At 41.8% G+C, this 24883-nt stretch carries 28 protein-coding genes and 1 pseudogene; 13 read left to right on the forward strand and 16 right to left on the reverse strand.

Annotated elements, in window-relative coordinates; genetic code table 11:
* Nucleotide 1 precedes the first annotated feature (1 nt).
* Entirely contained in the window at nt 2-1120 is a 1119-nt protein-coding gene (gene mutY, locus NST31_RS03775; RefSeq protein ID WP_339163941.1) for an A/G-specific adenine glycosylase, read from the reverse strand.
* A gap of 140 nt (nt 1121-1260) precedes the next feature.
* Here mutY and NST31_RS03780 point away from each other — a divergent pair, with 140 nt between their 5' ends.
* From NST31_RS03780 to NST31_RS03790, 3 genes are all read left to right on the forward strand, one after another.
* The gene (locus NST31_RS03780; protein WP_077109548.1) at nt 1261-2241 is read left to right on the forward strand and encodes a metal-dependent hydrolase; all 981 of its coding nucleotides are present in this window, start codon (nt 1261-1263) and stop codon (nt 2239-2241) included.
* A gap of 212 nt (nt 2242-2453) precedes the next feature.
* Complete coding sequence (gene sspK / locus NST31_RS03785) at nt 2454-2621, forward strand: small, acid-soluble spore protein K (protein WP_339163944.1); 168 nt, start codon at nt 2454-2456, stop codon at nt 2619-2621.
* 47 nt (nt 2622-2668) lie between these two features.
* Entirely contained in the window at nt 2669-2794 is a 126-nt protein-coding gene (locus NST31_RS03790) for a YpzG family protein (protein WP_171973778.1), read from the forward strand.
* A 32-nt stretch (nt 2795-2826) separates the two neighbouring features.
* On the opposite strand, the gene NST31_RS03795 is transcribed toward NST31_RS03790, so the two are convergent.
* Nucleotides 2827-3141, reverse strand: coding sequence for a YfhH family protein (locus tag NST31_RS03795; protein WP_139345527.1), 315 nt, complete (start codon nt 3139-3141; stop codon nt 2827-2829).
* On the reverse strand, nt 3131-3943 hold the full coding sequence (recX, locus tag NST31_RS03800; RefSeq protein ID WP_339163947.1) for a recombination regulator RecX: 813 nt from the start codon (nt 3941-3943) through the stop codon (nt 3131-3133). Before recX ends, NST31_RS03795 begins: the two co-directional genes overlap by 11 nt.
* A gap of 367 nt (nt 3944-4310) precedes the next feature.
* On the opposite strand from recX, the gene NST31_RS03805 reads away from it, so the two are divergent.
* From NST31_RS03805 to NST31_RS03825, 5 genes and pseudogenes are all read left to right on the forward strand, one after another.
* Nucleotides 4311-4433, forward strand: coding sequence for a YfhE family protein (locus tag NST31_RS03805; RefSeq protein ID WP_077109565.1), 123 nt, complete (start codon nt 4311-4313; stop codon nt 4431-4433).
* An 83-nt stretch (nt 4434-4516) separates the two neighbouring features.
* Entirely contained in the window at nt 4517-4702 is a 186-nt protein-coding gene (locus tag NST31_RS03810; protein WP_077109544.1) for a YfhD family protein, read from the forward strand.
* 297 nt (nt 4703-4999) lie between these two features.
* Nucleotides 5000-5308: pseudogene (locus NST31_RS03815) on the forward strand (insertion element protein); the annotation flags it as partial.
* A gap of 87 nt (nt 5309-5395) precedes the next feature.
* Nucleotides 5396-5737: a helix-turn-helix transcriptional regulator gene (locus NST31_RS03820; RefSeq protein WP_339163950.1), complete on the forward strand. Its 342-nt coding sequence runs from the start codon at nt 5396-5398 to the stop codon at nt 5735-5737.
* Nucleotides 5734-6435 (forward strand): permease prefix domain 1-containing protein, encoded by a 702-nt coding sequence (locus NST31_RS03825; RefSeq protein ID WP_339163953.1) that lies wholly within the window; start codon nt 5734-5736, stop codon nt 6433-6435. Before NST31_RS03820 ends, NST31_RS03825 begins: the two co-directional genes overlap by 4 nt.
* Nucleotides 6436-6651: 216 nt before the next feature.
* Here NST31_RS03825 and NST31_RS03830 read toward each other — a convergent pair whose 3' ends face one another.
* The 6 genes from NST31_RS03830 to NST31_RS03855 form a co-directional block, all read right to left on the reverse strand.
* Nucleotides 6652-7521, reverse strand: a complete 870-nt coding sequence (locus NST31_RS03830) for a DNA-3-methyladenine glycosylase (protein WP_339163955.1) — start codon at nt 7519-7521, stop codon at nt 6652-6654.
* 335 nt (nt 7522-7856) lie between these two features.
* Nucleotides 7857-8654 (reverse strand): delta-lactam-biosynthetic de-N-acetylase, encoded by a 798-nt coding sequence (pdaA, locus tag NST31_RS03835; protein WP_339163958.1) that lies wholly within the window; start codon nt 8652-8654, stop codon nt 7857-7859.
* A 157-nt stretch (nt 8655-8811) separates the two neighbouring features.
* Nucleotides 8812-9618, reverse strand: a complete 807-nt coding sequence (locus NST31_RS03840) for a YfkD family protein (RefSeq protein ID WP_339163961.1) — start codon at nt 9616-9618, stop codon at nt 8812-8814.
* Nucleotides 9619-9699: 81 nt separating this feature from the next.
* Nucleotides 9700-10761, reverse strand: coding sequence for a calcium/proton exchanger (gene cax / locus NST31_RS03845; protein ID WP_077109538.1), 1062 nt, complete (start codon nt 10759-10761; stop codon nt 9700-9702).
* A 23-nt stretch (nt 10762-10784) separates the two neighbouring features.
* Complete coding sequence (locus NST31_RS03850) at nt 10785-11171, reverse strand: OsmC family protein (protein WP_339163963.1); 387 nt, start codon at nt 11169-11171, stop codon at nt 10785-10787.
* Nucleotides 11172-11577: 406 nt separating this feature from the next.
* On the reverse strand, nt 11578-12432 hold the full coding sequence (locus tag NST31_RS03855; RefSeq protein WP_339163966.1) for a YihY/virulence factor BrkB family protein: 855 nt from the start codon (nt 12430-12432) through the stop codon (nt 11578-11580).
* A gap of 156 nt (nt 12433-12588) precedes the next feature.
* Between NST31_RS03855 and NST31_RS03860 the strand changes: the two genes are divergently transcribed.
* Both NST31_RS03860 and NST31_RS03865 read left to right on the forward strand, forming a co-directional pair.
* Complete coding sequence (locus NST31_RS03860; protein WP_339163968.1) at nt 12589-13968, forward strand: sodium:alanine symporter family protein; 1380 nt, start codon at nt 12589-12591, stop codon at nt 13966-13968.
* A gap of 107 nt (nt 13969-14075) precedes the next feature.
* Nucleotides 14076-14297 carry a DUF1128 domain-containing protein gene (locus NST31_RS03865; RefSeq protein ID WP_077109534.1) on the forward strand — a complete coding sequence of 74 codons (222 nt, stop codon included), beginning with the start codon at nt 14076-14078 and terminating at the stop codon, nt 14295-14297.
* Between the two features lie 73 nt (nt 14298-14370).
* Here NST31_RS03865 and NST31_RS03870 read toward each other — a convergent pair whose 3' ends face one another.
* Nucleotides 14371-15153 (reverse strand): carbon-nitrogen family hydrolase, encoded by a 783-nt coding sequence (locus NST31_RS03870; protein WP_339163970.1) that lies wholly within the window; start codon nt 15151-15153, stop codon nt 14371-14373.
* Nucleotides 15154-15266: 113 nt separating this feature from the next.
* Between NST31_RS03870 and NST31_RS03875 the strand changes: the two genes are divergently transcribed.
* Entirely contained in the window at nt 15267-16439 is a 1173-nt protein-coding gene (locus tag NST31_RS03875) for a pyridoxal phosphate-dependent aminotransferase (protein ID WP_339163973.1), read from the forward strand.
* Between the two features lie 387 nt (nt 16440-16826).
* Here the strand turns inward: NST31_RS03875 and motB are convergent, their stop codons facing one another.
* The 6 genes from motB to NST31_RS03905 form a co-directional block, all read right to left on the reverse strand.
* Nucleotides 16827-17612: a flagellar motor protein MotB gene (gene motB / locus NST31_RS03880; protein WP_077109531.1), complete on the reverse strand. Its 786-nt coding sequence runs from the start codon at nt 17610-17612 to the stop codon at nt 16827-16829.
* Nucleotides 17599-18405, reverse strand: coding sequence for a flagellar motor stator protein MotA (motA, locus tag NST31_RS03885; protein ID WP_077109530.1), 807 nt, complete (start codon nt 18403-18405; stop codon nt 17599-17601). Before motA ends, motB begins: the two co-directional genes overlap by 14 nt.
* A 73-nt stretch (nt 18406-18478) precedes the next feature.
* Nucleotides 18479-19501, reverse strand: a complete 1023-nt coding sequence (locus tag NST31_RS03890; protein ID WP_339163977.1) for an ArsA family ATPase — start codon at nt 19499-19501, stop codon at nt 18479-18481.
* Entirely contained in the window at nt 19495-19773 is a 279-nt protein-coding gene (locus NST31_RS03895) for a cory-CC-star protein (protein ID WP_077109529.1), read from the reverse strand. Before NST31_RS03895 ends, NST31_RS03890 begins: the two co-directional genes overlap by 7 nt.
* Nucleotides 19774-19795: 22 nt before the next feature.
* The gene (locus NST31_RS03900; protein ID WP_339163980.1) at nt 19796-21493 is read right to left on the reverse strand and encodes a carbon starvation protein A; all 1698 of its coding nucleotides are present in this window, start codon (nt 21491-21493) and stop codon (nt 19796-19798) included.
* Between the two features lie 218 nt (nt 21494-21711).
* Nucleotides 21712-22092, reverse strand: a complete 381-nt coding sequence (locus NST31_RS03905; RefSeq protein ID WP_077109528.1) for a DUF1992 domain-containing protein — start codon at nt 22090-22092, stop codon at nt 21712-21714.
* Between the two features lie 671 nt (nt 22093-22763).
* On the opposite strand from NST31_RS03905, the gene NST31_RS03910 reads away from it, so the two are divergent.
* Both NST31_RS03910 and NST31_RS03915 read left to right on the forward strand, forming a co-directional pair.
* Nucleotides 22764-23540, forward strand: coding sequence for a 3-hydroxybutyrate dehydrogenase (locus NST31_RS03910; RefSeq protein ID WP_339163982.1), 777 nt, complete (start codon nt 22764-22766; stop codon nt 23538-23540).
* A 157-nt stretch (nt 23541-23697) separates the two neighbouring features.
* Nucleotides 23698-24636 (forward strand): zinc ABC transporter substrate-binding protein, encoded by a 939-nt coding sequence (locus NST31_RS03915; RefSeq protein ID WP_339165471.1) that lies wholly within the window; start codon nt 23698-23700, stop codon nt 24634-24636.
* Nucleotides 24637-24883: the final 247 nt, after the last annotated feature.

Raw genomic sequence — 24883 nt, forward strand, 5'->3', positions numbered from 1 at the left:
CCTACCTTTCGTTTTCTCTTTCGTATTTTACATGGCTTTTATAAGCCTGCCAAATTTTTTGGTGGGAAACAGGAAACGCCAACTCTCCCATTTCCTCCTCCGTGACAAATCGTATCCGCTCATCCTCCTCCAGTCTGCCATTTACCACTTTTCCGGAAAAAGCGGAAATCGTCCATCTTAAATGGGTAAACACATGGTGAACCATCGTAAAAGACTCAGGAGTAACCTCTGCATCAACCGAGTACTTCGTCATCAAAAAGTCTTGAAGCGTTTCATATGGCTCCAGTATAGGGCGCGTTTCAATATTGGGGAATTCCCATAAATTAGCTAAAAGCCCCTTCCCAGGCCTTTTGCGAATCAGGAATTCTCCTTTCTCATTTTGTAAAACAATTGCCACCAATTCATCGTGTCTTGTATTTTTTTTGCGGGTCTTAACAGGAAGTTGATCCTGGACTCCTTTTTCAAAAGCGGAACAATGCTTTTGCACCGGACATAAAAGACATGCAGGTGATGTCGGCGTACAGACAAGGGCCCCTAGCTCCATTAACGCTTGATTAAAGTAAGAAGGATTCGGCTCAAACATCAATGCTCGAGCACATGCCTCAAACGTTTTGCGTGAAGCGGGGGCAGCAATATCCTCCGTAATCAATAAAATTCTGGATAATACCCGCATCACATTTCCGTCTACCGCTGGTTCAGGTATTCCATAAGCAATGCTTAATACCGCACCTGCGGTGTATGGACCGACTCCTTTTAATTTTAAAATTTCTTCTTTTTGATCCGGAACTTTTCCCCCGTAATTTGCAACCACTTCTTTTATCGCTGAGTGCAAATTTCTGACACGGGAATAATATCCAAGACCTTCCCATATTTTAAGAATAGATTCTTCGTCCGCTTCCGCGAACGATTCAATCGTCGGAAATTTTTCCAAAAAACGCTGAAAGTAGGGAATGACAGTTTCTACCCTCGTCTGTTGCAGCATGATTTCCGAAACCCATACTTTGTAAGGGTCATTGTCTTTTCTCCACGGAAGATCCCGTTGTTCCGCTTCAAACCAACTAATAAGATCTTGTTGAAATTCTTCTACTTTGGGCATGTTTATTCTTTCGGTTAAAGCCATCTTCAAACCCCTTTATTCATGATTATTCCTGCTTTTTTTAGGGAATAGTATAATGACAATCATACTGCGCCTATTGCTTTTTAATTTTAAAAAGAATATGATTGACAAAGAAAGAATCCCTTCACGAAGGAGGACCTAGATTGGACACAGCTACCCATGTTGTGATGGGATTTGCAATCGGCGGGCTAGCCACACTTGATCCAGTTGTGGCACAATCTACTGTAAATACTCAGAGCGTGCTCGTTGCTGCAATTATCGGCTCGCAAATTCCTGACATAGATACACTTTTAAAGCTCCGGAATAATGCGGTGTATATCCGTAACCATAGAGGCATTACCCACTCGATCCCCGCCATTTTTATTTGGTCGGTGGTCGTAGCCGCTTTCGTTTACTTCTTTTTCCCGGAAACAAATTGGCTGCACTTGTGGATTTGGTCACTCGTCGCCGTGTTTATGCATGTGTTTGTGGATATTTTCAATGCATACGGTACACAGGCATTGCGACCTTTTTCCTCAAAGTGGGTTGCCCTTGGGATGATCAATACGTTTGACCCTTATATTTTTGGCCTGCACGTGGCCGGCATTCTAATATGGCTGCTCGGTGCGCCTCCCGGATATACATTCCTTATTATGTATGGGATCATTTTCCTATATTATATTCTGCGTTTTGTCATGCAGCAAATGGTCAAGTCCGCTGTGTTAAAAACAGTTCCGGATGCTGAAAGAATCATTATTGCATCTACAATGTACTTTAACCAATGGAGAATTGCCGTCACTGCCAAAGACTATTATTACGTAGGGAGAGCCTACAGGCGGTCGATTACAATTTTTGACAAATTTAAACGGATTCCCGTTCCGGACACACCTGTTATAAAAGCGGCCTTACAAGACAAAAATATTTCAGCCTTTCTATCATTTTCACCGGTTTATCGCTGGGAGATAAAAGAATACAATCAGTATACCGAAGTGCGTTTTATTGATCTCCGGTATCGCAGTAATGGACATTATCCATTTGTTGCCATCGTCAAGCTTGACGAGGACTTAGAATTGATCACATCTTATACCGGTTGGGTGTACAGCGAAGAAAAGCTGAGAAAAAAACTACAGGTTGTTACCGATTAAGCACACAGTGTTAGGCACTGTGTTTTTTTATGGCTCCTCATTTCCTTTTCTTTCCTTTCGTTATGGCTCGTCCCGCAAAACGCCCACACATAAGTATGAATTTTCTTCCAACAGCAAGATCGGGCCCAATCGGGTCCGTATTTTTTCTTAGTCCCCAAGCCATACTACCGATAAGCGGATGGATGTCCGCGCTGTTGGGAGGTGAATATTCATTGCGCAACAAAGCAAAACACTTTCCATATGAAAACAAAAATCAGTTGGATTTAAACCCCCGTGCTAAAGCAATATATGCTTCAAAGCGGGCGGACGGAACGATCAATACGACCCCGCAAGCAAGAATGAGGGAGTCCGGAGCAAGGGATGAAAGTCGAAACTATTAGGGGTGTTTTATTTGCGAAAAAAAGACCTTACTCATTTAAACCGAAATCTGACACCTTTCAACAGAGGCTGGTATAGGCCGAAACATAGTGATTCCCAAGTGAACGGCGAAACTGAACAAACACAGCAGATGATCATCACCGAAAAAGATGCCGTCAAAAGATACAAAAGATAAATAAATGAGCACAGCGGACTACGCTGTGCCCTTTACTTCAACAAAGATATTGGCAGGGCTTCTTCTTTGCCGGATCCTCCCAAACGATACCCCCATGCAAATACACCGTTCAAATAGTCAATTTTAAAATAGCTTCCGGGATCGCCGTCTATGCCATATATAGTGCCTGGTTTAAAGTCGGCTGGGTCCAATAAGTACGCTTTTGCCATCACCGCTTTGCGTTCCAAAACGGCAAATTGGTTCACCATCCCCATTTGCTCCGCTTTACGAGCTTCTTCCTTCACTTTCGCTATTTCGGCTTTCAGCTCAGCTTCTGTCATTTGGCTATATCTTTTTTCATTCTCCATTTTCGGCATCCTCCGCATCTTTTTCTACATAACGGATAATCAAATCCATTGCAAACCCTTTCCGATACAAAGCCTGTTTCATTCTTTGTTTATATTCGTAACCGGAAAATTTGCTGAATCTCCTTTTCGCTTTGTCGCCTTCTCTTACGATCGCTTCCCACTCTTCATCTTCATCTTTTTCAATAGCAATCTTATTCATGGCTTCGTTGATGATCTCAAAAGGAAAACCTTTGGTTGACAATGCATACTCTACTTTTTGCTTTCGCATTCGTTCAGACAGTTTATGGTGTTGTTTGGCGAATTTATTGCCCAACACAATCGCGTTTGCTATTTGCTGGTCTCGTGTATATTCCTCCATTGCCGCTTCGAGTACGGGTTCTTTGATCCCTTTTTTTAACAGTTCTTGTTGGATGACAGCAGGCCCTTTTCTCCCCATGTTCATGGCCGTCCGTACATAAGCTTTGGCAAATTCCAGATCATCCGTCAATTTTTCCTGTCTTAATTGATGTAAAACGGCATCAATAATCGAATCATCCCACTCCTTTTTCTGAAGGTGGCTCCGTATTTCCTGTTCCGACCGCATGCGAAAAGACAAAAAGCGCAAAGCCACATGAAAAGCTTTTCTGATTTCATCTGCGTGTTGAATTTGTGTGATCTCCAAGTCCGTTATCTGCTTTCCTTTTTTTAACTGAAAACGAATTAGTACATCTTCATCGACGCTGAAAGCATACTGTTCGTCGAGGAAAATATTGTACCGCGCCCCTTTTTGCTTTTGGGTAGAGATTTTAGTAATAATGGGCATATTTTTTCACCCTCGTTCCATAAGCTATATGTATTTTAACATAAAGTGAAACTTCCATCAGCGAAAGACTTTTTATTGGCAGTCTCCGCCAGTGGCATTTTTCGCGCTGACATTGCTGTCAAAGCTTCCCTTGTCTCAACCCGTACATTCTGCACATCGAAAAGACTTCGGGGCATGTGGTGTGTCGCTGCGGAAGTTTTCCTTTTTATTGATCTGACCTAACCGGGCTTTTACTGGCAATTGTTCTTTTAAGTTTGAGGTCGAATCTAGCTGCCCATTCAAGTGGATAAATATCCATATCTATTTTTGTATGAAGCCAATGAATGAAGGCAAAAATGATTACCAAATGACTGGAGGTGCAGGGGCATTGAAAAAAGGCAAAGAGTTCAAATCGAAAAATAAACTTTCTGCGACCCAGGAAGTCCTTTATCAACGAGAATTTAAACGAGCCGACCGGGCTGGCGGATATGTTGAAAAAGAACGAAAATAATGAATGAAAACCGGTGAAAAAGCGGCGGCTACACATAATATAAAGGCGGGCCAAACCTGCAAATAACGAAAGGGGAGTTCATGATGGGACGTGCACATAACCAAAACCAGCGGGACAAAAACAAGCAAAAACTTCCGCAGGTGCCGAAAAATGAAAAAAGTGACGGGCAGGATATCGAATTCTCGCAAGAATTAGCCGATCACGAGGATATAGAAGCCCAATTGAGATCCAAGGCAGCAGACAAACGTGCCCGAAAAAAGCGGACATGATATTGATTTTTAAGGAAAGGGTCTGTCTTTAACGGGTTCGGTTGCTGGGGAGAAAACAATAAAAAACATATTAATTAGAGACACAATTCGCATATGAATTGGCGTCTCTTTTTTTATTGATATACCAAAGTTTATCTCGAATTTTCTTTCATCATCTTTACGCTAAATTGTTATTAAGTCGGACACCAGTCACAAGAACTTGTGAAATTTTAGGAATTGGACGAGGAACTTACTACGATAAGTTGGAATGGCTATATCGAAGATGTTGGAATTTCTAGAAAAACACGAGACTAAACCTTGGAGCCGAAAGATGTTGCGTCATTAATAATAAATGTTTATGACAACGCTACAAACGCCTTTATTCAACAGATTCGAAGAAGGCTATCTATTTTGGAAAGACCATTGACCACCGCCCGTGGCGATGGAAAAAGTTATATCTATTCAAATTTCAATCCAAAGTATGCACAGATGGCAATCACTATCCTTCGAACGTATTACAATTTTTGTTTCCCTTTTACATCAAACGGAACAAGGGAGACTCCCGCGCAACGATTGGGTATAACAGATAGAACTTTTGATTTGAAAGAAATAATCTATCCAAGATAGATCGCTAATAATTAGCGATGTTTTTTTGAAATAATACCTTGTATTATTAGGTATTATATTTTATAGTATGGTTAGGAGGCGGTGTATTTGGAAATTAACAAAGAGGTTTTAAAAGGTCATATTGATACGATCATTCTCTCCTTGTTAAGAGATGAGGATATGTACGGATATGAAATTGCCAAGTTTGTTCGAGAAAAGAGCGAAGAACAATTCGAATTGAAAGAAGGAACACTTTATTTATCATTAAAGCGCCTAGAGAAAAACATGTGGATAGAGTCCTATTGGGGAGATGAGCAAGGACCAGGAGGAAGGCGGAAATATTATCGATTAACTCCATCGGGTGAAGAAGGATTAGAACAAAAGCGCAAAGAATGGGAATTTGTTAAAAATATGATTGATTCGTTTCTTGAAAGGGGAGAAAAAAATTGAAACAAGTTGAAGAGTACGTTAACAAGGTTTATCGGAATGCGAAAGGCAACAAAGATGAAATCCAAGATTTAAAAAGTGAAATGAAAAGTCATTTGCTCGAATCCGTTCACGAATTAATATCCGAGGGAAAAACGGAAGAGGAAGCTGTTGAAATCGCCATTGAACGATTTGGTAAAGAGAATGAACTCCGATCACTGATAAATCAGGTATTTCAAACACAAAAAACATTTGGAAAAAGGCTATTAAATGCTGGATTAGGTATTTTTGTTCTTTCATTAATCTTCTTTATTATTACAATAATCCCAATCAATGATATTCACAAAGAACAAACTGCTATTGTTAACGATATCCTTGAAATTATTCCGACAGATGGGCAGTTGTCTGAAGCGAATAAAATTGAGATAGAAGAAATTTTGGAGGGTGCGAAATTTTCTGTTGGGACGGCGGTAGTTAAAAACTACTCAAATGGAGATGAGGTCATATATGAATACACAACGTACGATAACCCTCTTATGAGTAAATTATACAGCTCATATTACTTTGGTTCGGGATCGCATGGTGTATTTATTGAATCAAAGGATTATTCATTTTTAGGATTATTGGTGTTGTTAGTCGGTGGAACAACCTTTGTGCTGTTTGCTATGTTATGGGCAATAATTAAAGCATACAATAAACAAAAAACTAAAATACTTAACTAAACACGTTAAATATGGATATTAATATATCATTAATTGGTAAGTTTAACCAATTACACAAAATTTTTTACATTCTCAAACGCTCGGATTTTCTCTGAGCGTTTTTGCTTGCTATTTAATATGCTGATTCATTGCTGAATTCCATGCTAATAAGTTTCCGAATTCTATTGTTATTAGCATTTTTCTCCTCACCAACCAAACCCGTTAGTCTGCCTTTCCTTACTTTTTTTCAATGCTTCTCCATAAATATAAAGAGGCGTAGCTCAAATATGGTTCCCAGTTTTTTATATAACCACCAATCTCATCCGGGCTTGGCTTACGCTCGAGCTGAAACAGCTTTTGCAAAGCCTTTTGCAGCCCTATATCCGCTTTTGGAAAAAGATTATTCCTCCCCAATCCAAATAATAGAAAGCTTTGGGCTGTCCAAGGCCCTACTCCCCTTAACTTGACCAGCTCAGCAATCACTTCCTGATCGGGCAATTGTTTTACATGCTCCAAATTTACATCACCATTGGCGATTTTCCTTGAAATATCGATCAGATATTCTGCTTTACGCTGGCTCATCCTCAGCCTGCGAAGATCATCCACTTTCAGCGCAACAACTGTTTCCGGCAAGGGAAAAAACGGCACGCCGTCTACTTCAAGGCCGTATGTTTTAACAAATTGCTCGGTTAAAGAAATCGCCAATTTCATATGAATTTGCTGGTGAATGATAGAGCGCATAATGGAAGCATAGAGAGAAAACTCCAGAACAATTGGTGTACCCCGATGTTCAGAAAAGATATCGCTAAGAACTGTATCGGAAAAATAGCGATGAATTTCATCAAGCGGCTTATTCCATTGAAAAACTCTCATCACTTCGGCAATGATTTTTTCTTTAGTATTGATGTTTTTTCCTTTCAATTTAAATACAGGTTTTTCGGTTGATCCTATCGCCTGAACATCAACCACTTCCGCATATGGCTCATAAATCGGGACCCGTATAAGCCTTTTTTCACTATCAATCATATGGAGAGGATCCATGGCAAGCCTGTCCAACGCCAAATCAAAATTGTACGGCCCCTCAATCTGAACACGCTCTTCCCACATATAGCCCCCTCCTTTTGTTTGCTTTATTATATCTTAAAAAAGAAAAAGCAGCTTCTTTAGCCGCTTTAACCTTCATCATTATATAATTTTCCTCATCATGAATGATTTACACTAGTTTCAGGCTTGTACATTCCACCAAGCTGTTCCTTCTCTTCATTTTGAAAACCGACAGATTCCAATCATCCATTTCTGCCTAGTTGTTAAAGTCCTTGTCTTTCTTCCTTCGACACGCTGGGATTCCACCTTTAAAGCGCTTTTCGTTTTCTCGGTTCATCATTGGATAATAAATTTATAAAGCGCCTGACATAATGACTAATAAGAATTTATTGAAAGACCTACTGGGAAATCAATGGATTCTTCATTTTTTCATGTGCGATATAGTCATCCAGGCTTTTAAACGTATAACCCCTCTTTTTCAGATCGCCAATGACTTTTTCCAAAGCGTCGGCGTTATCCTTGGAGACTGTATGAAGAAGGATCACCGCACCTGGATGGACTTGCGACATGATGTTATCGTATGCATATTTCCATCCTCTTTGCTGATCCGTTTGCCAATCTTTGAATGCCAATGACCACAAGACATGGTAATAGCCTGCTTCCTTGGCAACTTTTAGGGTTCTTTCGCTTAAAATTCCCCTTGGCGGCCTAAGATACTGCATTTCAGTCTGTCCGGTCAAAGCAGCTGTTTTTTCTTTCACCATTTCCAGCTCTTCTTTTATTTTGTCATCACTTACCTGTGTTAAATCGGGATGGCTCCAAGAATGATTCCCAATGATATGTCCTTCCTTTACCATCCGTTTGGCCAGGTCAGGAGCGCTATCTAAATAATGGCCGGTAACAAAAAAAGTTGCCGGAACTTTTTCTTTTTTTAATACATCCAAGATTTTACCGGTGTAGCCATTTTCATATCCATTATCAAACGTCATATATAACACTTTTTTATCTGGGCTTCCTTTATAAAAAGCGTCATATTTATTCAGCAATTGTTCATATTCCTGTCCGGCATCAGCCTGCTTTTCTCCGCTTCCCTTTTTAAACCCCCAATGAATGGGCGTATTGGATACTGCATTCACCTCGTGTCCATAAAGAAAGAAGAGAAAAAAAAGTGGCAGCCACATCGCCAAGCGTTTCATTCACACACCGCCTTTCAATCTTTTTCTTATATTTTTTCCATTGCAGGGATTTTATCCATGCCATACCTTTCCAAATGTTGTAGTTCATGGCGGAGGCGGCAAGGACAGAGCATCTTGACAAGATGTTGATAGCAAAAAAGAGAGGCTTCTGCCCCTCCTATTCCCTCGTTTCAAATGAAAAGCTTAAATGATCCTGAATCGGAATCCAGGCGCCGATTTCTTGTGTCGTCACATTTTTTACGACTATTTTTTGTTTCGTACCTTTTAATAATAAGTATACTTCGCCATAAGTCAGCTTTCCTTTTTCGCTTACTGCAGGTGCATATGCATATAAATACCCTACGCGAGTGGGCGGAATGTTGTAAACATGCGTATGTTTCGTTCCGGCACCGATGAGTGTTTCAAATGAAAGCGGCAAATTCACTTTTTCACGCGCTTTTTCCTGCATCATTTTTTGAACGTCTTCGGGGTGGGTCACTTTGGATGTCAAACCGCCCTTGATTGTTTTTTGGGATTCCTGTACATAATGAATTTGATAATTGCCTGTTCCGCCCCGGTTATCATAAAAATTTGTATTGATTTTCTGATATTTCCAGTTCGGGTCCGTCTCTTCCGATTCATAGTTCAATGCCCATTCTCCCAGAAAAATAGTGGCCCTTGCTCCGAAAGAAAGAGGAGACTTTGTAACAGCCGATTCATTCAATATACGAATCAGATTGGGATTTTCAATTTTCACTTTGGAATTCTCCAGCAATTCTTTCGTAAACTTGCTCGGCGCCAAACGAGGAAGCTCGCTGGAAGGGTTTGAAATGGTATTTTCTTTTCCTATATTCACTACGGATGAAGGGATTTCAAAGGTTGCTTCTTTACGCGATTCAGGCTCCTTTGCAGCCGTTGCCGTAATAGGGCCCATTGCCAGGACAAAGGCTAAAAGCAAGAACATAATTTCATGATGCCGTTTCATGGTGTTTTTACTCCTTTCATCTTAAAAGCGGCGTTATGTTGATGCGTTTATTTTTTCCTAATTGCCCCGGATTATCCACCCCTACAGCAAATAAAATCCAATACCCATAATTAAGTATGCCGCAAGCATCGTTAATCCTTCAAACCAGTTCGATTCCCCGTCGTTTGCAATAACGATCGTCAGCAATACGGCAGTGGCCATTGAAACAAGCTCGGGTACTGTAAATACGAGCGGCATCTCTTGTTTAAAAAACAATGAGATCAAGACAAGAACAGGTGCTACAAACATGGCAATTTGCAATGTAGAGCCAATCGCAATCTCTACGGCTATATCCAATTTATTCTTGTAAGCCATAATAATGGCCGAGGCATGTTCGGCTGCATTACCGACAATGGCCACAATGATGACCCCGATAAATAACTCGGACCAGCCAAACTGTTCGCCCACAGCCTCAAATGTATGAACAAGCCGCTCAGACACATACGCAACGGCCAACGTTGCCAGCGCCAAAATGAGCATCGCCTTTCCTTTTGACCATTCGGGAATTTCTTCCTCATGAGCCGCCTCTTTTTCCTCCCTTGTCATATACACCCCACGATGTGTAACAAGCTTGAAGAAAAGCGCAAACATATAAAGGATGATCATGATAATGGATATGCCAATGCTTAACGTCATTTTTTCCCCGGGGGTCATCTTTAACGTAAATAATTCCGGAATCATAAAGGCAACGATCACGGCAAACATGAGTAAACCCGCGTTATGTCTTGCGTCGTACACATTAAACATTTGCCTTTTAAACTTCAACCCGCCTACGAAAAAAGACAATCCTCCAACTAAGAGCAAGTTTCCGATGACCGAGCCTGTCAAGGAAGCAAGGACAACATTAATAAGTCCTGCCTTTAATGCGAAAATGGAAATGATTAATTCAACAGCGTTTCCAAACGTCGCATTTAAAAGCCCGCCAATCCGGGGTCCTGCCACAATAGCCAAGCTTTCCGTTGCTCGCCCCATCACGCCCGCCAAAGCGACGATCGTCAGGCAATATACGCCGAACATTGCCGTCCCTGGCCATTGCAAAAATGAGCCGATAATAGAAAGCGGAAGCCCTATAGCAATGACAATTAAAATGATTTTATTGACCATCCACTGATCATCCTCCTTCAACTTTAACTATCGATGATTTCGTAAGTTTTACATACTTCGATGGAATCAATCACAGATTGAACCATTGCACAATTTTTTGTTGTCAGTTCTAAGGCTTTTGCTATTTTTTCATCACTCAAATGAGAGCCTTTGATTTTAAAATGCAGGGAAACTTTTTCAATCCGATTGGCCATTTTCAGATTTCTTTCCGCATCGGCAATAATTCGAATATCGTCAACCTTTAAACGCATCTTTGTCAATATGGTGCGCAATATTCCCCCGCTGCATACAGCAAGTGAAGAAATTAACAGTTGATACGGCCGAAAACCATTTTCCTCATTCCCCGAAATATCAAGCCTTCCGTAGGGCAATTCAATGTGAAAACCTTCCGTCTTCATTTTAAATTCCATTTTTTTCTTCCCCTTTCCAAAATAAAACAAACATGATTTGAAAGCATTATACCAACTGGCAGTTGGCTTCAAAAGACATTCATCTGTAAGAGGCGCTTCTCTAATCTCTTACCGAATCCGTAAATGAAGCTTGAAGAGCATGGCGTTTCAGCTGGCATTGCCCCTAGCGAATTGTCAATGTGAGCTTTTCTCTCCTTCACGATGTGAAACCGGAAAAATTCTCCATCAACCTTGTCATTTCCAGATTGAAACTTCATGAATAAACAAACGGGAAGTCCGATTGCAGTAAAACAATCAAAACTTCCCATGTCAAAAAACAGCTTGTTGTTATCAAGTTTACTCACGATTTTTAGTATCCGTCTCCTTACTTTGCGAGTTCCGCGTTGCCTGCTTGTCAAGCGGCTCTTTAATGAATTCGATTTTCCTTTTTTTCTGTAAAAAAAGAGTTGATCTCCCCGCCGACCATAATAATGATGGATGAAAAATAAAACCATAACATCAAAATGATAATACCGGTTATGCTCCCGTAAGTCGCTGTATAATTTCCAAATGTTGAAACATAATACGAAAACCCGAGTGATACGACGATCCAGCCAACCGTTGCAAAAACAGCTCCTGGCACTGCTGATAGATACTTGATCTTGACATTGGGCGCCAGATAGTACACGGCCAGAAAAACGACAAATAATATGATGGGACTAAGTGTCCAGCGAATAATTCCCCAAACTTTTAAAAAGTGCTCCGACAGGCCGAGAAAAGAAAACATAAACAGACCGATTTGTTTTCCAAAAACAGGAAGAAGCAATGCCAAAATAAATACAAAGATCATGGCAATTGTCAAAACGACCGACAATCCCCGTGCAATAAAGAAGGAGCGTTTTTCCTCGACCCCATGTGCCCGATTTAAAGATTTCATCAAGGCATTCATTCCTTTGGAGGCTGACCAAATCGTAGCAATAAAGCCGATGGAAAGAAGCCCGCCGCTTCTATTAGCCATAACATCCGTCAATGTATCGTACATGAACGTATATGTCTCTTCTGGCGCAAAATCTTTTATCAGGTTAAAAATGTCTTGTTGCGTTACCGGCGTATAAGGTAAAAGAGTAAACAGAAAAATTAACATGGGGAATAAGGACAGCAGGAAAAAGTAGGCCAACTGGGCTGCAAGCCCTGTGACATCATTATGTTGAATCTTTTCCATTAATGTATTTACAAATCTGATGATTTTCTTGCGATTATTTCTGGCTTTCACTTTATCCATACCGGACACCTCTCCCGACCACTTTATCTGCCTTATGTTTACCTTTTTGGAGAAACTATAAAACATTTTACCAGATCCCGAATGAACTTGACATTCTATTGATCTTTTTGCAGAATGAGAGCATATGAGTTTAACAGATAAAAAAGGAGGTTGTGTATGAAAGCGCCTACATTCACAGACAAAATTTCTAAAATTCTGGAGACAATCAGTGGTTTTGTATGGGGATTGCCCCTTCTCGTACTCATTTTGGGAACAGGGATTTTTCTCACTTTTCGGATCGGATTTTTGCAGCTCCGGCTCCTCCCCTATTCTTTAAAGCTTGCTTTTAGCTTCAAGCAAGATAAATCTTCAAAAGGAGACATATCCCATTTCCAGGCTTTAATGACTGCTTTAGCAGCAACAGTCGGAACAGGAAATATTGTTGGTGTTGCAACGGCGGTCACTCTTGGAGGTCCGGGAGCAGTTTTATGGATGTGGCTTTCCGCCCTTTTCGGTATGGCAACTAAATATGCAGAAGCGGTTCTTGCCGTAAAATATCGGATTGTTGATACAAATGGAGAAATGTCGGGCGGGCCCATGTATTATTTAGAGCGCGGCCTGAAACAAAAATGGCTCGGGGTTTTGTTTGCCATTTTTGGCGCTATTGCCGCATTTGGTATAGGGAACCTTGTCCAGTCCAATGCTGTTTCCAATATCGTTAAAACAACTTTTGGAATTAACGAATGGATTACCGGAATCATCCTTGTGATTTTTGCCGGCCTTTCCATTATTGGAGGAATCAAAAGTATTGGAAAAGTCACAGCACTTTTTGTCCCTTTTATGGCCTTGTTTTATGTTATGAGCGGACTGGCAGTATTATTTATGAATCTTGATTTAATTCCTACCGCTGTTTCCGTTATTGTTTCAGATGCATTTTCAGGACAAGCCGTTGCCGGGGGCGCAATTGGAGCCGTTATTCGGTACGGCGTGGCCCGTGGTGTATTTTCTAATGAAGCAGGCCTTGGTTCTGCACCTATTGCAGCCGCAGCAGCCAAAACGGATATGCCGGGCCGACAAGCGCTCGTGTCAATGACACAAGTTTTCATTGATACGATTGTCATCTGTTCAATCACCGGAATAACCATTGTCATGGCAGGTTTGTATAAGGATGGTTCAATAGCTGCCGGAGACTTGACTTCAGCATCCTTTGAAACTTTCCTGGGCCCTGCCGGATCGATCATAATTGCTCTTGGGCTTCTATTCTTCGCCTCTTCAACTATTTTGGGTTGGTCATATTACGGTGAAAAATGTTTTTCTTACCTGTTTACTGCCAAAGCAATTATTTACTATAGAATCGTATTTGTAAGTGCCATCTTTATTGGAGCAGTCACCACCCTTGATATCGTCTGGACGTTTGCCGACATTATGAACGGCCTCATGGCGATTCCCAACTTAATTGGATTGCTGGGTCTTTCGGGTGTAGTTGTTTATGAAACAAAGAGAATCATTAATACGATCAAGGAAGAAAAACAACAACTGAAAAGAAATTCGGCTTGATTCAATCCCTGTCTTAATATGGAGATCATATTCATAATCTAGTTGACAATCCTTTAAGAGAATGGAATCATTGGATTATCATAATTCAAATCAGGGAGATGACATCGGTGGATTTATCGAAAAACAAGCCGCAAAACATTGAATATATGCTCAACCAAATTACAGAAAAACTGCGCATGGTGAATACGAGTGCGGTAAAAGCAGAGGCGATCAATGAAGAGTTATACGAAGAACTCTGCGAAATCTATGAAATGGTCATGAAAAAAGAACACTTCACTCCAAACGAAATGGAAGCTATCGCCGAAGAGTTGGGGAGACTGCGAAAATAACGCCTTTCTCATCTGCTATTCCTTCCTCAGACGAAACACACCCAAAAGCACGCGCAGCTTTTGGGTGTTTCATTTAATAAAATTCCGGTCTCCGGTCATCAAAAACAGGAATTCTTCCACGAATTTCATCAATTAGTCCAAGATCTACGTTTCCTGTCAGCAGCTCCTCGCCTTCACCGCCCTCGGAAATGACTGTTCCCCAAGGGTCGATGATCATAGAATGCCCCGCAAATATGTTATGGGGATCGCGGCCAACCCGGTTGCATGCAACGACATAGCTTTGGTTTTCGATGGCGCGTGCCTTTAATAATGTTTGCCAATGATCCAACCTTGGAAGCGGCCATTCGGCAACAACAAACAGGACCTTTGCTCCGTTCAAAACAGGTTTGCGCAGCCATTCCGGAAACCTGATATCATAACATATAAAGCTCCCTGCTTCCTCTCCATCAACCGTAAATCTTGCTTCATCCTCGCCCGCAATAAGATACTTATGTTCATCCATCAATCGGAACAAATGAAGCTTGCTATATTCATGAAGCATTCTTCCATTTTTATCGACAATATACATTGTATTTTTTACGCCATCTGCTGTTTGTTTCGCAACCGATCCACCTACAATATGAAAGCGATGTTTGACCGCCTGTTCCTTTAAAAATTGGCGCGCGTCTTCACCTTCATAATGGGCAATTTCGTCCAATCGTGTCAAATCATAACCAGTAGTCCACAACTCCGGAAGCACTACGAGCGTGCACTCTTGTTCAGCAGCTTTTTCAAACCATTGTTCAGCCCTTTTGTAATTTTCTTTCGGATCGCCAAATGCAATATCCATTTGGATAAGGCCCACTTTCCACTTCATGAACTGTTCTCCTCCTGTTCATTCTTGCCTGTTCTTTACAAACATACCATTAAGGGGTAACATTTTGAACTATATAGATAAAAAAATAGAATTATCTTAAAAAAGGTGATGGAATGCTTACATTTGAACAATCTCAATTACTGAAACATTTACCGACGCAATTTTTTGCTTCACTTGTGGAGAAGGTTAATCACATTAAAGCCGAAGGACATGACGTCATTAATCTTGGCCAGGGCAATCCGGACAAGCCGACGCCTGTCAACATTGTGGAGCGTTTAAAATCGGCTGCCGACAATCCGAATAATCATCGATATCCGCCATTTAGAGGCAAAAGGAATTTAAAACAGGCTGCCGCGGATTTTTATAAGAAAGAATACGGTGTTGACCTTGACCCCGAAAAACATATCGCCATATTGTTTGGAGGAAAGGCCGGACTGGTAGAGTTGCCGCAATGTCTGTTAAATTCCGGGGATGTCATGCTTGTGCCCGACCCCGGTTATCCCGACTATTGGTCTGGAGCCGCGCTTGCCAATGCTAAAATGGAAATGATGCCCCTTATGGAAGAAAATGATTTTCTTCCTTCCTATGACCTTATACATAAAGAAATTGCTGATAAAGCGAAGTTAATGATATTAAATTATCCCAACAATCCGACCGGCGCAGTTGCTGATATCGGCTTTTTCGAAAAAACGGTAGAGTTTGCGGCCAACCACCATATTTGTGTCTGCCATGATTTTGCATACGGCGGGATCGGCTTTGATGGAAAAAAACCAGTCAGTTTCCTGCAAGCAGCGGGTGCAAAAGACATTGGCGTCGAGATCTACACGTTATCGAAAACATTTAATATGGCGGGATGGAGAATCGCTTTTGCAGCGGGAAATCCATCTGTTATCGAAGCGATCAATCTACTGCAGGATCACTTGTATGTAAGCCTGTTTGGCGCCATACAAGATGCGGCAGAAGAAGCCCTTTCCAATACGGCCGAAGCCGCAAAGCAAATGAATGATATGTACGAACTTAGAAGAAATGTTTTCATTTCAAGCCTTCATGAAATTGGATGGCATGTCGATGCACCGAAAGGTTCCTTTTTCGCATGGCTAAAAGTTCCTTCCGGATATACCTCAGAGTCATTCGCGGACCTCTTACTTGAAAAGGCCCACGTAGCTGTAGCACCCGGAATCGGCTTCGGCCAATATGGGGAAGGTTATGTCAGAGTGGGGCTCCTTACATCTGAAGAACGTCTTCAGGAAGCGGCAGCACGTATACGTAAGCTTGGAATATTTTAACTCCTACTCATCGAAAATGTACATTTACATTAGTTGCATACTCAAGCTATGATAGCGATTTTTTTAACACAATAGGGGCCGGGACATAAATTGAAAGCTGATTCATATTCGTAAAAATCGTGAGAAGAAAACCGCGTGAAATCAAGGTTTTTAAACTTGATTCCATGCGGTTTGTTTCATGTTTACAGGGTTTTGTCCAAGCCCCTTGCTATTTCGTATTTGCTTATAGTGAATACAAGAGAAAACGGCACCTAAATGCCCGATTGGTTCAACTAACATTCAGTAGGAGCCCTACTGAATGAAGTTTCACTTTATCGTTCTTTTTTTAATCAGCTGATTTTGTTGTGTCACTGGCTCAAGTAGAATGCCGGCATTAACTGCTTCTGCTTATTGCGTTTCTTCGGTATATGGTTGAATGAGCACTTCCACTCTGCGGTTCTTTTCTCTGCCTTCTGCTGTATTATTATCAGCGATTGGTTGAAATTCCCCAAAGCCTTTGGCACTGAATAGCTGTGGGTCCAAGTTTTCGTTTTCCAGAAGGACTTTCATAAAATTGACCGCCCGCATAACGCTCAATTCCCAGTTTGATTGAAAATTCGAGTTTTTGATCGGAACATTGTCGGTATGGCCGCTAATGATGACGCTTCGCGGCACCTCCATTTCAAGCAGCTTTGCCAACTCTCTACCCGTGTTCTTATCTTCTTCCCGTACGGTATCGCTCCCTGACTGAAACAGTACGCTGTCATTAATTCTAATAAGGAGCCCCTCTGCAGTGAGTGAAGTCGAGAATTTATCTTCGTAACCATTTTTTTGAATAAAGCTTTCCACTTTTTCCCGGATGGCTTCCAGTATTTCCAATTCTTTCTCCATCTCTTGGATAGCCTTTTCAGCGGCTTCCTTTTCTGCTTTATTATAGGCGTCCCAATCGGATGGGACATCCGCACTTTGTTCGCTGTCTTCAACCGGCTGTTGAAACTCGACCGGACCCGTCCCGTTCATGAAGATACCGCTAAACACTTGGGACAAGTGGCTAAACCGTTGGGCATCAACGGAACTAATCGCAAATAACACGATGAACAAGGCAAGGAGCAACGTTAATAAGTCGGCATATGGCAGTAGCCAAGCCTCACTCATATGCTCTTCGTCTTTTCTTCTTTTTTTACGCCTCGACATTTTGGGCCACTTCACTTTCATTTTCTACAAATAAACCTTTTCGTTCTGAAGCCGGAAGATGTGATGAAAGCTTTTGTTCAATGATGCGCGGCGCTTCACCTTCTAATATGGATAGAATGCCTTCAACCATCATTTCCTTCAATTTGATTTCTTCATGCGTTTTTCTCTTTAGCTTATTGGCGAATGGGTGCCACAACACATAACCGGTAAAAATCCCGAGTAAAGTGGCGACAAACGCACCTGAAATGGCAATTCCAAGTTCATCGGTATTTTCCATATTGCCCAATGCAGCAATTAATCCGATAACAGCTCCTAGAACCCCCAGTGTAGGTGCATACGTACCCGCTTGGGAAAAAATAGCAGCGCCGGCTGCATGCCGTTCTTCCATGGCATCAATTTCATCCGAAAGGACATCACGAATATAGTCGGCATTTTGTCCATCAACGGCCAAAATGAGTCCTTGCTTTAAAAACGGGTCATCAATCTCGTCCAATCTCGATTCTAGCGCCAGAAGCCCTTCCCTTCTCGCTAATTGGGCCATATCGGAAAACAAAAGAATAAGATCTTTTGGCTTTGGCATATTTTGCTCTTTGAAAATAATTCCGAAAAGCTTGGGTATCCTTTTGATTTCCGAAGAAGGGAAAGCGATAATCACGCTTGCAGCCGTTCCCACCAAGATGACGAGGATGGCAGCCGGATTAATCAACGCTGCTATATCTACTCCTTTTAATATCATGCCTGCCCCAATTGCAATAAATCCAAGGACGACCCCAGTCAATGATGTTTTATCCATTTATTTGCTTCACCCTCAATAATTGTCTTATCCTTTATATCGGACGGTGAAATCAGATGTTAAGTACAAAAATCTAAACGGTTCCTTTATTGGTTAAGTTTTCCATTAAAGGAGCAAGCTGGTTAATTTCATCAATTCCTTTAATATCAGAGGACTGCATCGGAATATATATCTTATTGAAACTGGAAAATTTTTCTTCTATTTCTTTTACATATATTTTTTCTTGCTCTCTTCTCTTTTCCAAAAATGTTCCATCCGCTTCTTCGGGCAATACCCGGTTAATGATGATTCCTCCAACTTTTATATGGTATTTTTCCAAAATGCCCATCGCCTTTTCAGTTTCCAATATCGGGAGGCGTTCCGGATTTAATACGAAATAAAAAGTCGTTTTTTCCGAGTCCAGCAATAATTTTTTTACCATGGAAAAACGGTGCTTCCTTCTTTGCAACAAATGATACACTTGATCAGCCGGCTCTTCCTCCCGAACGCCGGCTATATTGTTTAACATGCGGTTCATTTCCTGAGACTTCTTTCGTTGGGCGAGCATGCCTTCCATCCACACTTCCATCAAATCAGGCAGCGAAAGGAGTCTGAGCGTGTGGCCTGTCGGAGCAGTATCAAAAACGATATGATCAAAGTTTCCCTCGGCATCCAATATAATTGTTACGAGCTCATCAAATAAAGCAGCCTCATCTGCGCCGGGTGAAGCTTTTGCAAAATCTACCTGTCTCTCTACCTCTTTCCACATTTCGGGTGCGGTTAATTTTTCCAAATTGCCCTTCACTTCGTTGATATAACGGTTACTGGCACGTTCGCTGTCCAACTCCATGACGGATAAGCCCGGAGCAATTTGCTGCTCGGAACCGGCATCCACTTCTAGTAAATCCCCCAAAGAATGAGCGGGGTCAGTGGAGACGAGGAGTGTCTTATGCCCTTTTTTGGCCAAAGAAAAAGCAAAGAGGGCGGAGCAGGTTGTTTTACCTACTCCACCTTTACCCCCAAAAAAGGATATGTTCAATTGTCTTTCGTTTTGTTTCTCATTGCGATTGTCTTCTTGCCGGCTATCCCCATTCCTGTTCCTTAACCATCTTAACAACAGCGAAAACCTTCCAGTGGGGATTTTTCCATCCCCATTCTTGTATGCCATTTATGGAAGTCTTCCAGCATAAACGGCATTAGTTCAAGCGTGTAAAAAGAAGCGGGATTGGGTAGGCCGAGCATTTCCGACATAACAAGCAGCTTAAACATATCGTCTCTCCGCTGAATTTCTCGCTGCATCGTTTGACGATATGGAACATAGTACATTTCACGATAGAAATGTTTGATTTCCTTTAAAACACTTTTTAGTTTTTCGACATGTATGTTCATGATTTGACCTCTTTTACGTGTATTATTTGGAAAGCGGAGGCGCGGGTGGAATCCTTGACTGCATTTCCCTTCTTACCGCTGCAAGTCCTTCAAGGATCAGCCAGATATTCAAAGCAAGAATAAACGTTCCAACTATTACGAGCAATGTATTTCCGGCTTGAATATAATTGGCAATGTTAATGACCATGCTGACTGTGGTAGCTGTAACAACAACGATGAGCGGAATGAGCGAGTAAATATAATTTCTTCCCATGCGCCATAACAAAATGGTCAAAATAAGCAGCGACAATCCGGCAGTCAACTGGTTTGTCGTACCAAATAGCGGCCAAAGAACCATTCCACCAGCCCCTGGGTTGGAAGGATCGGCAAGAAACGCGAGCGCAACACAGCTCAAAAAGGCCACGACAGTACTCACATTGGCATTCTTTAACGGTTGAACGTTATATTGCTCACCAATTTCCGATAAAATAAAACGCTGCAATCTCATGGAAGTATCAAGTGTCGTTGCGGCAAATGCCACAATCATGATGGAGATGAATGTCGTTCCAATCACTGGTGAAATCCCCAAACTGGAGAGGAAGTGGCCTGCACCAGTTACAAATGCCGCTGTTCCCCCGGCACTGGCCGCAGCCCAAGATTCATAATGCTGGCTCCATGCGTCAAAAGTGGCAAACCCGGCGGCCGTCGCCATGATCGCAGCAAGTGCAAGCATCCCCTCTCCCACTGCGCCAAAATATCCGACAAAACGGGCATCCGTCTCTTTATCAAGCTGTTTGGATGACGTTCCCGAACTCACCAGTCCGTGGAATCCGGAGATCGCACCGCAAGCAATTGTCACAAATAATAAGGGTAAAATCGGCGGAGTGCCTGCCGGAACATCCGTATTAAAGAATGGGGCTACAAAATCCGGGCGTGTCACGAACAAGCCCAAGTAAATGATAATCAACCCCAAGAACAGCATGTGTGAGTTGATATAATCACGCGGCTGAAGCAATAGCCATACTGGCAGCCTTGAAGCAACCGCACCATAAATCAGCATAATGATGACCCACCATGCGCCAGGTGACATTCCGAGCATCGCCTCCGGCAAAGGGAGGGGAACATTGGCCCCGATTAAAATAAATACAAACAACAAAATAAGTCCGATAATGGAAGGCCAAAGCAACTTCGTTCCCCGTTTGTATACTAGAAAACCTATGGTGATCGCTACGGGGATTTGCAGCCAATATGGCAGAACACTTTCGGGAAATGCAGTAAACAAGTTGGCGATCGTGACAGCGAAAACGGCATTCACCATAAGGAGCAAAAAGAAAATAACCAATAAAAACAAACCTTTTGCCCGTGTTCCGATCACCGAGTTTGTAATGACCCCAACAGATTTTCCTTTGTTTCTAACAGAAGCCCACAACGTCCCAAAGTCGTGAAGCCCGGCAAAGAAAATCGTGCCTAGCGTCACCCATATAAGAGCAGGCCCCCAGCCCCAAATCATGGCAATTGCAGGCCCGACAATTGGGGCGGCACCAGCGACTGAACTAAAATGATGTCCCCAAAGAACAAAACGGTTCGTGGGAACATGATCCACCCCGTCTTTAAACTCATGGGCAGGTGTCACAAAATTCGGATCGAGCCGAAAAATCCTTTCCGACAAAAACTTCGAATAATAACGGTACCCCAAATAAAAGAGAATGAGAACTGCTATCGTCGTTATTGTAGGACTCACTTTCTCCCCTCCTATTTAAAATATTCTGAAAAGATATTATATAACAATAATAGACTTTTTTCAAGCATGTCTCACTTTAACATGCTGTTTCTATACGCTCTCTAAAACCATTGAGTAAAGACGTATTCTTGAAAAAAGCCAGCCTTGACTAAAGGGCAACCTGATTTTAAAGAAAAAACGTTCATAAAGAAAAAACAGCCGGTCCGCAAACAGGCTGGTTAGTCTCCAAAAAACTTCTTTTCTATTTTGTGTTCATACTTTTTGAAAACGGATGAGTTTGTTTTTATACGCTTTTTCGCTAGGAGGCTGTTATAATTCAATAATTTTTCGTTTAACTTTTTCCGTAGTTGTTCTATCTCCAACTCATCTTCGGAACGGCGGATAAGATCCTCGATTGTCATTAACTCTTTTTTAACGTCCATCTCATCCGGTGAAAAGCCGGCATTTTTCATAACGCGGTACGCCATTCTCAATTCTTTGGGAATGCCCTCCAAATTTTCCTCCGGAAGAGGCTTTCCAAAGCCGGGAAGCTCGTCAAATTCACCTTCCTCATATGCCTTGCGAATTTTTTCTTCCGAAATGTTGGTGAACTTGTCCAAAATACAGCCTCCTTTCCCTTCTTATCGTACGAATGATATACCCTTTTTATCCGTTTTTCTTTCGAAGAATACATCACTGCTGGCAAAGCTTTCATCGAAATGATCAAAGCCCCATTGATCATTCCGCAAACAGACTATATCCAACCACTGAAAATATCCAAATCCTCGAAAGAAAGTCACGCTTTTTTCTTTTTGAGACGACGATTGCAAATCCTTCGTTGTAAGATAATAATAACATTAGAAAGCAAGCTCGTACTATTGGCATGTTCAGTGAAGGTTGCCCGCCCCGCATGAAATGGTTCATGCCGACGTTAGCATCTTAGTCTGCGAATCCCATCCCCACTGCCGAGAACAAAAAAGCAAAGCCAGAAAACGTCCTGTTGGACAATTCAGGTAGCCATGCTCGAAAAAGATTACGCTTTTTCTTCGAGTTGCCGCCGAAGCTTTCCTTGTCCTGTCGTTTCGCTTTTAACAGTACTTCCTGTACGTCTTAGAGCCTTTGTAATTGACATCCTTTAGAAAAACACGCGATGTGTCGCTGTCTTTTTCTTGTCCTGCCGGCCCGAACGATCGTGTTTTACTGGCAGTTGACCCCAAAAAAATACTTTTCTATTTTACGATAACTGCCAGTTCATGCGAGACAAATTTATCATTATAAAGAAGGTGTGTTTATGGATAAAAAACAGATTGTTTTCTTAACAGGTGCTGCCCGGGGCATTGGATACGAAGTTGGAAAAGTTTTTGCCGAAAATGGCGCAACAGTTATTCTATCAGATCTTCATGAAGGTCACGCTAAAATGGCCGCAACTAAATTGAAAGAGCAAGGGCTGAATGTATTCGGGATCTCTTGTAATGTCAGCAATGAGGAAGATATTGAACAGGCACTAAAAAATACGGTTGATGAATTCGGCAGACTTGACGTTTTAATGAATAATGCCGGGCTTCAGCATGTTTCGTTTATTGAAGACTTCCCAACGGAAAAATTTGAGCAAATGTTGAAAGTGATGGTAACCGGGCCCTTTATTGCGATTAAACATGCTCTTCCGGTTATGAAAAAACAGAAGTTTGGCCGCATTATCAATATGTCTTCCATCAACGGTCTAGTCGGCTTCTCGGGAAAAGCGGCATATAACAGCGCAAAACACGGCGTGATCGGTCTGACAAAAGTGGCAGCCCTCGAAGCGGCCGAGTATGGAGTTACAGTCAATGCACTTTGCCCTGGATATATCGATACACCCTTGGTTCGAAATCAACTGAGTGATTTGGCAAAAACGAGAAATATCCCTGTAAACAAAGTACTGGAAGAAGTCATATACCCTCTTGTCCCCCAGAAAAGACTGCTGGATGTTTCTGAAATCGCGGAATACGCTTTATTTTTGGCGAGCGACGCTGCCAAAGGAATTACCGGCCAAGCGATCGTGATAGATGGAGGATATACCGTCCAGTAAAATGAAAATGGGCATAAATAATATGTGTCGTGCTGCTTTTTCCTCTTGCCGTCTTTGCATTTTTATTATATAATATCCAAATCGTAATCATTACGATTTACGATGTGACAATCTTTATCCACAGTTATCACCAGAAAGGAAGATTCGTATTTTGAGGGTGAAAATATTTCCTGTAACGGCATTCTTATTGTTCGTATTATTTTTATCCGGTTGCAACGGCGAAGCGGCAGATGATCAAAAGGAACAAAATACTGTAACGGTTTATACAACCATTTATCCCATTGAAGATTTCACAAAAAAAATTGGTGGAGAACATGTCAATGTTAAAAGTGTCTACCCGGTGGGCGCAGATGCCCATACGTTTGAACCGACAATGAAAACGATGATGAAAGTGGCCGATTCCGACTTGTTTATTTACAATGGGGCTGGCCTCGAAGCATTTGTCGATAAATTGAAAAGTTCTTTGAAGGATGAACATGTGACAACCGTTGAAGCAACTAAAGGCATTCCATTCATCGACGGTGGACATGAACATTCGGAAGACCACGAGAATCATGAGAAAACAGACCATCATACAGATCCGCATGTTTGGCTCGATCCTACTCACGCGATCACAATGGCCGAAAACATAAAAAACGCGCTTATAGAAAAAAAGCCGGACGCAAAAGCCGATTTCGAACAAAACTACGAACAGTTGGCAAATCAATTAAAAGAGATTGATATAGAACTGAAGCAAACCGTGGAGTCGGCGGACCGTAATGTAATATTGGTTTCCCACGCTTCCTACGGCTATTGGGAGCACCGCTATGGAATAAAGCAAATCACGATTACCGGTTTAAGCCCTGAACATGAACCATCCCAAAAGGAGCTGCAATCCATTATTGAAGAGGTAAACAAACAGGGAATTCCGTTTATTATTTACGATCAAAATCCACTGACAAGAGTAACGGAAACCATACAAAAAGAAACCGGGACAACGCCGCTCACTTTGCACAATCTTGAATACATCACAACTGAAGACGCCAAAAACAACGAAGATTACTTCTCCATCATGAAAAAAAATATTTCCAATTTGCAAAAAGCATTGTCGGAATAACAACTAGCGACGGCCTAATGGCAGATTGACATTTTGTAAGAGAGATACGAAAGTACAGGTTAGCTTTCCACGCATCGTAAGAAATGTACAGAAATACACGTTAGCTGCCACTCCGTCGTAAGAAATGTACGGAACTACACGTTAACTGCCACTCCGTCGTAAGAAATGTACAGAAATACACGTTAGCTGCCATGCGTCCAACCTTCATTTCCATCGTAAGAGACAAGGGAACCGGGCGCCTTACATC

The sequence above is a fragment of the Siminovitchia sp. FSL W7-1587 genome (assembly GCF_037963795.1).
GTDB classification, from domain to species: domain Bacteria; phylum Bacillota; class Bacilli; order Bacillales; family Bacillaceae_C; genus Siminovitchia; species Siminovitchia thermophila.